At 64.4% G+C, this 13,396-nt stretch carries 8 protein-coding genes and 4 tRNA genes; 5 read left to right on the top strand and 7 right to left on the bottom strand.

Annotated features, from left to right (window positions below; all coding sequences use genetic code 11):
• Nucleotides 1-2: 2 nt before the first annotated feature.
• Complete coding sequence (locus HOP59_RS05330; protein WP_234253095.1) at nt 3-1,301, bottom strand: M18 family aminopeptidase; 1,299 nt, start codon at nt 1,299-1,301, stop codon at nt 3-5.
• 126 nt (nt 1,302-1,427) lie between these two features.
• Here HOP59_RS05330 and HOP59_RS05325 point away from each other — a divergent pair, with 126 nt between their 5' ends.
• A complete protein-coding gene (locus tag HOP59_RS05325) occupies nt 1,428-3,482 on the top strand; it encodes a carboxy terminal-processing peptidase (protein WP_234253094.1) in 2,055 nt (684 codons plus the stop codon).
• 232 nt (nt 3,483-3,714) lie between these two features.
• The gene (locus tag HOP59_RS05320; protein WP_234253093.1) at nt 3,715-5,874 is read left to right on the top strand and encodes a putative bifunctional diguanylate cyclase/phosphodiesterase; all 2,160 of its coding nucleotides are present in this window, start codon (nt 3,715-3,717) and stop codon (nt 5,872-5,874) included.
• Nucleotides 5,875-5,894: 20 nt separating this feature from the next.
• Here the strand turns inward: HOP59_RS05320 and HOP59_RS05315 are convergent, their stop codons facing one another.
• The 6 genes from HOP59_RS05315 to HOP59_RS05290 all read right to left on the bottom strand — a co-directional run bounded on the left by HOP59_RS05315 (nt 5,895) and on the right by HOP59_RS05290 (nt 9,333).
• The gene (locus HOP59_RS05315; RefSeq protein ID WP_234253092.1) at nt 5,895-8,183 is read right to left on the bottom strand and encodes an ATP-binding protein; all 2,289 of its coding nucleotides are present in this window, start codon (nt 8,181-8,183) and stop codon (nt 5,895-5,897) included.
• 4 nt (nt 8,184-8,187) lie between these two features.
• Nucleotides 8,188-8,688, bottom strand: coding sequence for a putative pterin-binding protein (locus HOP59_RS05310; RefSeq protein ID WP_234253091.1), 501 nt, complete (start codon nt 8,686-8,688; stop codon nt 8,188-8,190).
• Between the two features lie 129 nt (nt 8,689-8,817).
• A tRNA-Asn gene (locus HOP59_RS05305) sits at nt 8,818-8,893 on the bottom strand.
• A gap of 44 nt (nt 8,894-8,937) precedes the next feature.
• Nucleotides 8,938-9,013 (bottom strand) — tRNA-Asn (locus HOP59_RS05300).
• A 30-nt stretch (nt 9,014-9,043) separates the two neighbouring features.
• Nucleotides 9,044-9,119 (bottom strand) — tRNA-Asn (locus HOP59_RS05295).
• A gap of 137 nt (nt 9,120-9,256) precedes the next feature.
• A tRNA-Met gene (locus HOP59_RS05290) sits at nt 9,257-9,333 on the bottom strand.
• A gap of 176 nt (nt 9,334-9,509) precedes the next feature.
• On the opposite strand from HOP59_RS05290, the gene betI reads away from it, so the two are divergent.
• Genes betI through betA form a run of 3 tightly spaced genes read left to right on the top strand, consistent with a single transcriptional unit; the run spans nt 9,510 to nt 13,298 of the window.
• A complete protein-coding gene (gene betI / locus HOP59_RS05285) occupies nt 9,510-10,130 on the top strand; it encodes a transcriptional regulator BetI (protein ID WP_026038213.1) in 621 nt (206 codons plus the stop codon).
• Nucleotides 10,127-11,596 (top strand): betaine-aldehyde dehydrogenase, encoded by a 1,470-nt coding sequence (gene betB, locus HOP59_RS05280; protein ID WP_234253090.1) that lies wholly within the window; start codon nt 10,127-10,129, stop codon nt 11,594-11,596. The genes betI and betB overlap by 4 nt, the downstream gene beginning before the upstream one ends.
• A gap of 10 nt (nt 11,597-11,606) precedes the next feature.
• Entirely contained in the window at nt 11,607-13,298 is a 1,692-nt protein-coding gene (betA, locus tag HOP59_RS05275; protein WP_234253089.1) for a choline dehydrogenase, read from the top strand.
• Nucleotides 13,299-13,396: the final 98 nt, after the last annotated feature.

Below are 13,396 nucleotides of genomic sequence, written 5' to 3'. Positions count from 1 at the left end.
CATCAGGCCAGCCGCGGCCGGTTGGCGAAGGCGACCAGCGCTCGGGTCAGGTACTCCACGTCGCGGCTGCCCGCCGTTTCGCGGATCGAGTGCATGGCCCACTGCGGTACGCCCACATCCAGCGTCGGCACGCCGAGCTCGGTGGCCGTGATCGGCCCGATGGTGCTACCGCAGCCCATGTCGGCACGGGTGACGAAGGTCTGCACCGGAACCTCGGCCTCGCGGCAGAGATCGCGGAACAGCGCTGCCGTCGCGCTGTTGGTGGCGTAGCGCTGATTGGCGTTGACCTTGATCACCGGGCCACCGTTGAGCGCGGGGCCATGGGCAGCATCGTGCTTGTCGGTGAAGTTGGGATGCAGGGCGTGGGCGTTGTCGCAGGAGATCATCCGCGATGCCTGGATCAGACGAATGAAGCCTTCGTCACCCGGCTCGCCCAGTTGGGCATTGACTCGCCGCAGCACGTCGCCGAGAAACGGCCCCTGAGCACCGCAGGCGCTGGCGCTGCCGACCTCTTCGTGATCGTTGGCCACCAGCACCACGCCCTGGCTGCCGTCGCTCTCCAGCAGCGCTTCGAGCCCGATGAAGCAGGACAGCAGGTTGTCGAGGCGCGCACTGGCGACCAGCTCACGGCCGACACCGACCAATGCCGGGGGCTGCACGTCATACAGGGCCAGCTCGAAATCGAGGATCTCGGCGCCGACGGTGCCGTTCTGTTCCTCCAGCCATTCGAGCAGCAGCCGCTGCAGGTCGGCCTTGTCACCACCCTGCAGAAATACCGGCGGCATCTGGGTCTGGGCGTTGATCGGCCGTCCGTTGTTGACCTCGCGGTCGAGATGGATCGCCAGACTGGGAATGATGGCAATGGGCCGGTCCACCTGCAGCAGCACGCCTTCGATGCGGCCGTCGGGATGCCGCACGTGAACGCGGCCGGCCAGGCCCAGGTCGCGGTCGAACCAGGGCGCCAGCAAGGCGCCGCCGTAGAGTTCGACGCCGAGCTGCAACCAGCCTGCCGAGAGCTGAGCGGCGTTGGGCTTCAGACGCAGGCCGGGGCTGTCGGTATGGGCGCCGATCATGCGCAGCGCCTCCAGCCCGTCATGCGGGAGCTGCAGCGCCACGATCGACGAACCATTGCGCGTCACGTAGAGACGCTCGCCGGGCGAGACCTCCCAGGCCTGACTCTCGTCCAGCCGGCGGAAGCCGGCGGCATCGAGCCGTTCGGCCATGGCCGAGACGGCATGCCAGGGGGTCGGCGAGCGATTGAGAAATTCGAGCAGACGCTCGAGACGAGCTTCCCGAGACATGTGGATCCTCATCAGGGGTCGTGGTTGACGCAAGAACTGCTACAATGCGACGTCTGGCCTCGCAACTCATGAGCCATACGCTTGTCTAGGGAAGGAAGTGTACACGAAACCAGGGGTGCTTCATTGATGAGCCTGTCAGTCGTTCTTAGGCACACAGCGATTCTCTCGCTGGTGACGTTGTTGTCGTGCGCTCAATTGGCGCTAGCCCAGATCCAGCCCAACGACTCGCATCGGCAGGCGGCTCTGGAAGTCGCCGAGTCACTGCGCTACGGCCACTACGCCGAAACCGCCTTGGACGACACCTGGTCACGCCTGGCGTTCGAGCGCTATCTCGATATCCTCGATGGCCAGCGCGCCTTCCTGCTGGAAAGCGACATCGACGAATTCCGCCACTTCGAGGAGCGTATCGACGACATGCTCTTCGAAGGCGACCTGGCACCGGCCTTCGAGCTCTACCAGCGCTATCACGATCGCGCCGAGAGCCGCTTCGAGTGGCTGCTGAGCGCCATCGACGAGGGGCTGGGCTTCACCTACGAGAGCGACATGCGGCTCGACCTCGACCGCCGCGAAGCCGACTGGGCCACCAGCGAAGCCGAGCTCGACGAGCTGTGGTACAAACGTCTCAAGAACGCCGCTCTCACCCTCGACATCAGCGGTCAGGACGAAGAGCAGGTAGAGAACAACCTGCGTCAGCGCTACGAAGGCCAGCTGTCGCGTCTGCGCCAGACCAACGGCGAGGACGTGTTCGGCCTGTTCATGGCCGCGGTGACCAGCAGCATCGACCCGCATACCGAGTACCTATCTCCGCGCCAGGGCGAATCCTTCGACATCCAGATGCGGCTGTCGCTGGAAGGCATCGGCGCCATGCTGCAGTCCGACGGCGAATACGTGAAGGTCACCAGCCTGGTACCCGGCGGCCCGGCGGATCGTGCCGGCGTGCTCGAGCCTGCCGACCGCATTGTCGGCGTGGGCCAGGAGGACGAGGAGATCGTCAACGTGGTAGGCATGCGCCTCGACGAGGTGGTCGATCTCATCCGCGGTCCCAAGGGTACCGTGGTACGCCTCGAGGTGGTGCCGGCTGAAGCCGTCGACATGACCCGCTCCAGCACCGTCGAGATCACCCGCGACACGGTCGATCTCGAAGACCAGGCCGCCAAGGGTGAAATCGTCGAGGTCGAACGCGAAGACGGCAACAAGCGCATCGGCGTGATCACCATCCCCACTTTCTACGTCGACTTCGATGCCTGGCAGTCCGGTGCCGAGGAGTTCCGCAGCACCACCCGCGACGTGGCCCGCGAAGTCGAGCGTCTCAAGTCCGAAGGCATCGACGGTCTGGTCCTCGATCTGCGCAACAACGGGGGCGGTGCGCTGCAGGAAGCCAACTCCCTGCTCGGTCTGTTCATCGACCGCGGCCCCACGGTGCAGGTGCGCGATGCCCGCGGCCGCATCAACCTCTACGGCGACACCGAGACCGGCACGCTCTATGACGGCCCGTTGGCCGTGCTGGTCAACCGTCTCTCGGCTTCGGCCTCTGAGATCCTGGCCGGCGCCATTCAGGACTACGGCCGCGGCCTGGTGCTGGGCAGTGCCACCTTCGGCAAGGGCACCGTACAGACCTTGAACGACCTGAGCCATGGCCAGATCAAGCTGACCCGCGCCAAGTTCTACCGTATCTCGGGCGAGAGCACCCAGCATCGCGGCGTCGAGCCCGACATTCTCTTCCCCGACCTGGTCGACCCCGAGCGCATCGGTGAGAGCAGTCTCGACAACGCCCTCGAGTGGGATACGGTGCAAGCCGTGCAGTATCGCCACTACGGCGAGCCCTGGGAGTATCTGGAAACCCTGCGCTCCCGCCACCGCGAACGCGCCGACTCGCATCCCAACTTCATCTTCCTCAAGGAGCGCACCGAGCTAGCCCGGCGCATGCGCGAAGAGCAGACCACCGTCAGCCTCGACCGCGAACAGCGCCAGCGCGAAGTGGAAGCGCGCGACGCCGAGCAGTTGGCGCTGGAGAACCGGCGCCGCGAGGCCCTGGGGCTGGATCCGCTGAACGAGCTGATCGATGCTCGCGGCGAGGAGAACGAAGAGGAGCCGGTAGAGCGCGTCCAGGTGACCGAAGCCGCTGCCATCCTGGCCGACTATGCCGAACTGACCCAGCGGCGCCTGGCCGGTCGCTTCTAGTCGCGCCAGACTTGCCCTACCCCACCGGACGCCCGGCGTAACGACACGCGCCGGGCGTCACTCGTTTTTCTTCGTGTACTTCGAACTTCACCTAGGTTGATGGCTGCGTTAAACGGATATCCTTGTCGCCACCTCGCCGATGCCTGAGGATGGACGTGCACCATGCGGCTCGCCAGAGGCGCGTAACACGTTCAGCGCATGCCCGATGCGCACCCTGCGCGGGGGAAGGCACATGACCGATACAGGCAGGCTTCATCCAGCCACCGCCCTCCTTACGCACCATCAGCCGACTAACGATACGACAGCGGAGAGCAGCAGCGACAAAGTCGCCCTGATCACCGTGCTGGTCGTCGATGACGACCCCACCATTCGCCTGCTGATCGCCTCCGGCTTGCAGCGCAAGGGATACCGGGTGCTGCTCGCCGCCGATGGCCAGGAGGGGCTCGAAGTCTTCGGCCAGCATGCACCCGACCTGGTGCTGGTGGACATGGACATGCCGAGACTGGACGGCTTCGGCACCCTGCGCGCCATTCGCAGCGGCCAGGCCGGGATCAACGGTCGTCACGTACCCTTGTTGATGCTGACCGGTCATGACGACGTAGGCTCGATCAACGACGCCTTCGATGCCGGCGCGACCGACTTCATGCCCAAGCCGATCAACCTGCCGCTGCTGACCGAGCGGGTACGCTATGCACTTAGCGGCGCCGCCCGCGAGCGAGCCCTGCGCGAAGCGCAGCTGGAACAGGCCAGCGCCTGCAAGCTCGCCCGCTTGGGCTTCTGGCACCTCGACGTCCACAGCGGCAAGCTGGAATGGTCGGAAGGCGCCGCCGACATGCTGGGCTGGCCCACTCTGCCCGGCGGCGTGGAGGAACTGACGGCGCTGGCCTCCCCCGAGCACAGACAGCGGCTGGAGACGGCCCTCAGCGTCGCCAGCCAGAACCGCGAGGGACTGGACCTCGAGCTTACCATTGGCCAGGGCAACCTCGAACGCACCCTGCGCCTGCAAAGCGCCGATCAAAGCAACGAACACTGCCTGGTGGGTGCTTTTCAGGACGTTACCGCTCTACGCGCCTTCGAGGACAAGGCGCTTTACCTGGCAGCCCACGACGAGCTGACCGGGCTGCCCAAACGCCACTGCTTTCTTGGCCTGCTCGCCGAGCGGCTGGCGCAGGCCCCCGAGACCCGCTGGTTGGTGGCGGTACTGGATATCAGCCGCCTGCATCGCATCAATGAAGCCCTGGGCATTCGCGCAGGCGATCAAGCTCTGGTGCTGTTCTCACGGCGCCTGGAACGATTTGCGCCGAGCCACGCCCTGCTCGGACGCCTGGAGGCCGGCAGCTTTGGCGTAGCCGTCCCTCTACCGGACTCGGCAGACCCTCGCCAGCTCTGTCAGCAGTGGATGCCGCCCCTGGCCCGGGCTCAACACATCGCCGGACAAGAGGTCTACATCGACTTCACCGCCGGTGCTAGCGTATACCCTGATGATGCACGGGATGCCGAAACGCTACTGGGCGCCGCACTACAGGCGCAGCGCCTCGCCCGCTCTCAGACAGGCCAACAGCGACTGCTGTTGAAGCAGGAGATTCTTGGCCACACCGATAGCGGCGCGCTGAGCTTCGAGGCCCATCTGCAGCAGGCGCTGCAAAGAGACGAGTTCTTTCTGGTCTATCAGCCGCAGCAGCACCTGGCCGATGGTCATATCAGCGCTGTGGAAGCCCTGCTACGCTGGCGCCATGCCAGCCGTGGAGTGGTTTCACCGGCGGAATTCATCCCGCTGCTGGAGGAGTCCGGCCAAATCGTCGATGTCGGCGACTGGGTCATCGGTGAAGCCTGCCGGCAGCTTGCCGAGTGGCAACGGGCCGGCCTGCACCTGCGCATGAGCATCAACCTCTCCGCCGTGCAATTCAACCAGCCCGACTTTCCCCAGCGCATCATGGCCCATGTGACTGCCAATCGCCTGCTGCCCAAACAGCTCGAGCTGGAGATCACCGAGAGTGCCGCCATGAGTCATCCCGAGCAGACGCTGAAGATGCTGCTCGAACTCAAGGATCTGGGGTTTTCGATTGCCATCGATGACTTCGGTACCGGCCACTCCACCTACCACTACCTGTTACGCTTCCCGATCGATACGCTGAAGATCGACCGTAGCTTCACCAACAGCGTGACCGAGGAGCGTTCCTGCCGCACCATCGTCCGCTCGCTCACGACTCTGAGTCAGGGGCTGGGCTTCAAAACGATTGCCGAAGGAGTGGAAACCCAGCGTCAGCGCGACTACCTCGAAGCACTCGACGTCGATGAGATCCAGGGGTTCTGGCTGGCCAAACCCATGACGGCGGATCGGCTCAGCGCGTTCGTCGCTGCGGTCGGCCGTCGCCTCTCCCAGCCACGCTGAAACAGCCCGTAAGGCTCGACTCACCCCTCGGCCGGCGACGCCAGATCGTCGCGAGGTGCGTCACCGGTGGCCACATACTCAGCCCCATACCCCAGCCTGGCAAAGGCCGCTCCGCTCAGATGCCCAAGATGCGTTATCCGCTCCACCGTGGCCTCGAGTGCCTCCAGCCCTGCCGCCTCGGCCATCTGCTCAAGCCTGGCAGCGGCTTGCGACAGCGCTGCGCAGCCCATGGACGCGGCCGCTCCCTTCAGCGAGTGCGAGGTCTCCCTGAGGCCAGAACGATCATGCCGATCAAGATCCCGCCGCAGGGCCGCGCGATCCTCGTCCAGCCGCTCGACGAACTTCCGCACGAGGTGATGCAGCGCCTTTTCATCCAGCGCTTCGCGCAGTGAGGTCAGCGTGGCAGGATCGATCTCCACCTCCGCTTCGCCGACGTGATCCTGAGGGGCTGCTGGGAGCGTATCCGAAGCAGTCGCGTCGAGCCCTGCCCCGGTGTATTCATGAGCGCCGTTCGGCAGCATCCACTGCTGGATGACTCGCTGCAGCTCGTGACGCGTGTACGGCTTGCACAGCACATCGTTCATACCGGCCTCGAGGCAGCGCTGCCTGGCCGAGGGTGTCGCATTGGCCGTCAGCGCCACGATGGGCAGCGGCGTGAGCCTGTCCGACTCCTGACGGCGCCAGCGCCGGGTGGTTTCCAGGCCATCGAGTATGGGCATCTGCATGTCCATCAGCACCAGGTCGAAGCGATGGCTCGCCATCAGTGTCAACCCCTCCTGACCATCGGCAGCCACACTGACGCGCTGGCCCAATCGCTCCAGCAGGGCTCTGGCCAGTTCACGGTTGGCAGGCTGGTCCTCGACGATGAGAACGCTTCCCCTGGGCAGGCTCAAGGCCGGCTCCTGACGCGTTTTGGCGTAGCGTTCGATGGCCTCCCGGCTCGGTACGCGCAGCGGTAACCGAACCTGAAAGCAACTGCCCACGCCCATTTCCGTGGTGAAATCGATGCGCCCCTGCATGGCCTTGACCAGCCGCTCGCAGATGGCAAGCCCCAGCCCCGAGCCGCCGTAGCGGCGCGCGATGGTACTGTCAGCCTGGGTGAAAGGCTTGAAGATATGGGCCCGGCTCTGCTCGGGAATGCCGCACCCCGTGTCCTCGACGCGGAAGCATAGCGTGTCGTCTTCACCGCGCCGTATCGTCAGGCGAACCTCACCGGCCGAGGTGAACTTGAAGGCATTGTTGAGCAGGTTCATCAGCACCTGACGAATGCGAGTCAGGTCGCCCAGCACCCAGCCAGGTAGCGAATCCTCCTGCTCGGCCCTGAAAGCGACACCCCGACTCGCGCTCAGCACGCCGTAGTGCCGCTCCAGTTGGTCGATGAGTTCACTCGGCTGGAATGGCTGCGAATCGAGATCCAGCACACCCGCGTCGAACTTGGTATAGTCGATCACGTCGTTGATGACCGCCTGAAGACTCACCAGGCTGTCATCCAGGGTACCCAGCAGCCGAGCGCCATGATCGCTCAACGGCTCATAGGTGAGTAGTTGTGCCACGCCGACGATGCCATTGAGCGGCGTGCGTATCTCATGGCTCATCACCGCCATGAATTCCGATTTGGCCTGGCTCGCCCTTTCCGCCCTCTGCACCGCAGCATCGAGTTCACGCGCCTGGATCTCGAGCAGATAGCGCCGCTCCCGATTGGTCCTGCCCTCCCTGATCAGAAAGGCCACCAGCACCGAGCCTGCCCCCATCAGCAGCACGATGAGCACGAGCAACAGCGTATAGAGGTTCCACAGGTCGTCGCGCTCATGGGTACGTAACAAGGCAACGTGAGCATTGATGTCGAGGATCAAGCGAGAGGTCTTCTGCTGTAGCGCGAGCAACCGTTCCATCAGTGTCGTCAAGATGGCATCGTCGAGTACGGCATCGCCACTCTCCAGCGGCGACAGCACGGAATCGAGCTCGAACGTCAGCGCAACGGCACGCTCCAGGGCCTCGCCCAGAGGCTGCGTGGTCAGACTCTGCTTCAGCTCACCGCGGCCGAAGAGATCGGCACGGCTATACAGGATTTCATAGCGCAGCAACAGTTCATCGAGATCTCCGTGCCAGGGCGACAGCGTCATCCGCATCTCTCTGACCTCGCGATCGAACTGGTAAGCCGACCAGGTGAGATCCTCGAGCATGCGATGCTCGATCTGCCGCATTCGGTCATGGATGATCTTTGCCGTCAGCAGCGCCGAGCCGAACAGCACGATAGCGGCACAGGCCGCGATACGGTATCGCAGGCCCTGACTTGCCGTGCGCGACATGGCACTACTCCGCGAGAACATCGATATGCGCGACCTGCCAGACCGAGCGGGACATGATCTTCTCGTTGAGCAATTCGGGCTGGTCGTCGAAGGGGTAAATGACGAACAGCGGCCCCTGGTCGCGCACCCGCAAGGGCACGCCATCCAGGGTCATCGCCAGTATCACGTCATACTGATTGAAATCGTCGACCGGAATGCTGGCGCTGTAATCGTTCAGCGCCATCACCCGCAGCATCTCGCCCTGGGCCCCGACGGCATCCAGGACGTCGCGTCCCAGCGGGCCGGCAAAGGTGACCTGACCGTCGTGCCAGGGGGTATGGGTCCTGATCGTATGCTGGGGCATGGCTTCCAGCATGGCGCGATCGAACAGCGCCGCACCTTCCCCGTTGGTTACGCCGATGCTGCCGGTGATCGTCAATATGACTCGCCCTTCCGGCGCATCGAGGGCATGCCCTGTAATGGCAACCAGACACATCAACAAGCCACATGAGAGCGCGCTGCGCATGGCAGGATTCCTATCGGTTCTTCTTGCAACGAGTATACGGCAGTAACGGCCTGCCAGACTGGTCACGCAATCAACGCTGACTGCGACTCGGCACGAGCCGACAACGAGGGAAGCAAGAACGACAAGGATTGGCTCCCGGAGCAGGACTCGAACCTGCGACCCAGTGATTAACAGTCACTTGCTCTACCGACTGAGCTATCCGGGAACGACATGGCGGGAAAGGACTTCCCACGGAGTGGTGATAGCTGATGGCTCCTCGAGCAGGACTCGAACCTGCGACCCAGTGATTAACAGTCACTTGCTCTACCAACTGAGCTATCGAGGAATGACGTGCGTCATGATCAGCGTGCGTTCGTGGCTCCCGGAGCAGGACTCGAACCTGCGACCCAGTGATTAACAGTCACTTGCTCTACCGACTGAGCTATCCGGGAATGGCCGTGAACACGGTGCGTAGTATACGGATCGCCCACGTAAGGTCAAGGGCGTATCTTGGCAGAAACTCTGTCAAGGTAGGCACATAACGAAGGACGCCCGATCGAGATGACTCGATCGGGCGTCCTGTCGTAACTGGTGGCTACGCCCTGATTTGAACAGGGGACCCCATCATTATGAGTGATGTGCTCTAACCAGCTGAGCTACGTAGCCAAGTGGCACGAAGGCAGCCCTTCGCGACGCGCTGAATTATGCATGAACCACTTCTCTCAGGCAAGACTGTTACTGCTCGGCTTTTTATTGATTGAACGTTCAATAAAAAAATGCCAGACTCGACCTACCTTATATATGCCACATGCCAGTCACGGCGAAGGGTCAAGGAGTCAACGTTGCCCAAGACAGGAATGGAACCCATTCGACGCAGCCAGCTCATCCAGGCGACCATGGCGGCCATCGACGAAGTCGGCCTGGCCGACGCCACCGTCTTGAGGATCGCCCGACATGCCGGCGTTTCCGCTGGCATCATCAGCCACTATTTCGGCGGCAAGGACGGCCTGCTCGAAGCCACCATGCGCCAGATTCTCACCGATCTCGGCCAGGCAGTGGCTGAGCGTCGACTCCGCCTGGCCGATGGCTCCCCACGCGACCATATCGCCGCCATCATCGACGGCAATTTCGATCGCAGCCAGATTTCCGGTCCCGCGGCCAAGACCTGGCTCGCCTTCTGGGCCAGCAGCATGCACAGACCCCAGTTGCAACGGCTGCAGCACGTCAACGATCAGCGACTCTACTCCAACCTCTGCTTCCAGTTTCGGCGGCTGATGCCACTGAACGAAGCGCGAGATGCCGCCCGCACCCTGGCGGCCATGATCGATGGCCTGTGGCTGCGCGGCACCCTGAGCCCCGAAGGGTTGGATACCGAGCGCGCCCGGCGCCTGGCCCACGCCTGCCTCGACAACATGTTGGCCGGCCACGACACCTCCGCAGCGTCACCCAAGGAGACAGCATGACCGCTTTCGATACCGAGACTCTCTACCTCGATGGCCGCCGGGAACCGGCTACCTCCGGCGAATCCTTCGACGTCATCAATCCCTTTGACGGCAGCCTGCTAGCCAGGGTCGACCAGGCCAGCCAGGCCGACGTCGACCGCGCCGTCGCTACCGCGCAGGAAGGCCAGCGCCGCTGGGCCGCCATGACCGGCATGCAGCGCGGTCGCGTACTGCAGCGCGCCGTGGCACTGTTGAGAGAGCGCAATGACGAGCTGGCCGAGCTCGAAACGCGCAACACCGGCAAGCCGATCAGCGAAACCGCCGCGGTGGACATCGTCACCGGCGCCGACGTGCTCGAATACTACGCCGGCCTGGCCCCGGCCATCGAAGGCGCCCAGATTCCGCTGCGCGAGTCGTCGTTCGTTTATACCCGGCGCGAACCGCTGGGGGTGATCGGTGCCATCGGCGCCTGGAACTACCCGATCCAGATCGCCTGCTGGAAGGCTGCTCCGGCGCTGGCCGCCGGCAACGCCGTGGTGTTCAAGCCCAGCGAGGTCACTCCGCTCTCGGCCATGAAGCTGGCTGAAATTTTCACCGAAGCCGGACTGCCCGACGGCGTGTTCAACGTGGTTCACGGCGACGCCCGGGTCGGCCAGATGCTGACCGCGCATGAAGGCATCGCCAAGGTCTCGTTCACCGGCGAGGTGGGTACCGGCAAGAAGGTGATGGCCGCGGCGGGCGGCTCGACGCTCAAGGACGTAACCATGGAGTTGGGCGGCAAGTCGCCGCTGATCGTGTTCGCCGACGCCGATCTCGACCGCGCCGCCGATGCCGCCATGATGGCCAACTTCTATTCCAGCGGTCAGATCTGCACCAACGGCACCCGGGTCTTCGTCGAGCGTTCGGTGAAGACGGCCTTCGAGGAGAAGATCGTCGAGCGCGTGGCGCGCATCCGCGCCGGCGACCCGCTCGATCCCAAGATCAATTTCGGCCCGCTGGTCAGCTTCGAGCATCAGGCCAAGGTGCTCGACTACATCGCCTACGGCAAGCAGGACGGCGCGCGGGTGCTGATCGGCGGCGAGCCTCTCGACGAGGGCGATTTCGCCCGCGGCGCCTGGGCCCCGGCCACGGTGTTCACCGATTGCAGCGACGACATGCGCATCGTGCGCGAAGAGATCTTCGGCCCGGTGATGTCGATCCTCGCCTTCGACGACGAAGAGGAGCTGATCCGTCGCGCCAACGACACCCACTATGGCCTTGCCGCCGGGGTGTTCACCGAGAGCCTCGCCCGGGCGCATCGCACCATTCATCGAATGGAAGCCGGCATCTGCTGGATCAACACCTGGGGCGAGTCGCCGGCGGAAATGCCGGTGGGCGGCTACAAGCAGTCCGGCGTCGGCCGCGAGAACGGCATCGAGACCCTGGCCCACTACACCCAAACCAAGTCGGTGCAGGTGGAAATGGGACCCTTCGAGTCGGTGTTCTGAGGAAATCGCCATGTCCCAGGTTCGTGAATTCGACTACGTCATCATCGGCGCCGGCTCCGCCGGCAACGTGCTGGCTGCCCGCCTCACCGAGGACGCGGGTGTCAGCGTGCTGCTGCTCGAAGCCGGCGGCCCCGACTACCGCTTCGACTTCCGTACCCAGATGCCCGCCGCCCTGGCCTACCCGCTGCAGGGCAAGCGCTACAACTGGGCCTTCGAGACCGATCCGGAACCGCACATGAACGGCCGCCGCATGGAGTGCGGTCGCGGCAAGGGGCTGGGCGGCTCGTCGCTGATCAACGGTATGTGCTACATCCGCGGCAATGCCCTGGACTACGACAACTGGGCCAGCCTGGCCGGTCTTGACGACTGGCGCTACGCCGACTGCCTGCCCTATTTCCGTAAGGCCGAGTGCCGCGACATTGGCGCCAACACCTACCACGGCGGCGATGGCCCGGTCAGCGTGACCACGCCCAAGGAGGGCAACAACGAGCTCTACCGCGCCTTCGTCGATGCCGGCGTGCAGGCGGGCTATCCCGAGACCGAGGACGTCAACGGCTATCAGCAGGAGGGCTTCGGCCCCATGGACCGTTTCGTCACCCCCAAGGGGCGCCGCTCCTCCACCGCGCGGGGCTATCTCGATCAGGCCAAGGGGCGCGACAACCTCACCATCGAGACCCACGCCACCACTGACGTGATCGAGTTCGAGGGCAAGCGCGCCGTGGGCGTACGCTACCTGCGCCGCGGCCAGACACAGCAGGTTCGCGCCCGGCGCGAAGTGCTGCTGTGCGCCGGGGCCATCGCCTCGCCGCAGATCCTGCTGCGCTCAGGGGTCGGCAATCCCGTGCACCTGCGCGAGTTCGACATCCCCGTGGTGCACGACCTGCCCGGAGTCGGCGAGAACCTGCAGGACCACCTGGAGATGTACATCCAGTACGAGTGCAAGCAGCCGATCAGCCTCTACCCGGCGCTGAAGTGGTTCAACCAGCCGAAGATCGGCGCCGAGTGGCTGCTTCTCGGCAGCGGCGTCGGTGCCAGCAACCAGTTCGAGTCATGCGCCTTCATCCGCACCCACGACGCGGAACCCTGGCCCAACCTGCAGTACCACTTCCTGCCCATCGCCATCAGCTACAACGGCAAGAGCGCGGTGCAGGCCCATGGCTTCCAGGCTCACGTGGGCTCGATGCGCTCCGAGAGCCGCGGGCGTATCCGCCTCACCTCGCGCGATCCCGAGGCGGCTCCCAGCATCCTGTTCAACTACATGGCCAAGGAGAAGGACTGGCAGGAGTTTCGCGACGCCATTCGCCTGACGCGCGAGATCATCGCCCAGCCGGCCATGGATCCCTACCGCGGCCGTGAGATCTCGCCGGGGCCGGACGTGCAGAGCGACGAGCAGTTGGATGCCTTCGTGCGCGAACACGCCGAGACCGCCTACCACCCCTGCGGCAGCTGCCGCATGGGCGAAGGCGACGACGCCGTGGTCGACGGCCAGGGCCGGGTGCACGGTCTCGAAGGTCTGCGCGTGGTGGACGCCTCGCTGTTCCCGGTGATCCCCACCGGCAACCTCAACGCGCCGACCATCATGCTGGCCGAGAAGATCGCCGACCGCATTCGCGGCCGCGAGCCGCTGCCCGCTTCCGATGCGCCCTATTTCGTGGCCGGTGACAATCCGGCGAGGCGCGAGCCCCAGCGCCGCTTATCATAAGCAGCACTTTATCTTCCACCCAGCGCCCTGCCTCATGCAGGGCGCTGTCATTTCGTGTGCGCCTCAGGACTGGCCAGCACCGGGGAGATCGGCTAGGC

The organism is Billgrantia aerodenitrificans, assembly GCF_021404405.1.
In the GTDB taxonomy this organism is placed as follows: domain Bacteria; phylum Pseudomonadota; class Gammaproteobacteria; order Pseudomonadales; family Halomonadaceae; genus Halomonas; species Halomonas aerodenitrificans.
Note: the sequence above shows the minus strand (reverse complement) of the source record. Positions and strands in the feature narration are given on the sequence as shown.

Coding starts and splice junctions, on each gene's coding strand:
- HOP59_RS05310 (WP_234253091.1), bottom strand. CDS start 8,688: ATGCGCAGCGCGCTCTCATGTGGCTTGTTGATGTGTCTGGTTGCCATT.
- betB (WP_234253090.1), top strand. CDS start 10,127: ATGACCGCTTTCGATACCGAGACTCTCTACCTCGATGGCCGCCGGGAA.
- HOP59_RS05325 (WP_234253094.1), top strand. CDS start 1,428: ATGAGCCTGTCAGTCGTTCTTAGGCACACAGCGATTCTCTCGCTGGTG.
- betA (WP_234253089.1), top strand. CDS start 11,607: ATGTCCCAGGTTCGTGAATTCGACTACGTCATCATCGGCGCCGGCTCC.
- HOP59_RS05315 (WP_234253092.1), bottom strand. CDS start 8,183: ATGTCGCGCACGGCAAGTCAGGGCCTGCGATACCGTATCGCGGCCTGT.
- HOP59_RS05330 (WP_234253095.1), bottom strand. CDS start 1,301: ATGTCTCGGGAAGCTCGTCTCGAGCGTCTGCTCGAATTTCTCAATCGC.
- HOP59_RS05320 (WP_234253093.1), top strand. CDS start 3,715: ATGACCGATACAGGCAGGCTTCATCCAGCCACCGCCCTCCTTACGCAC.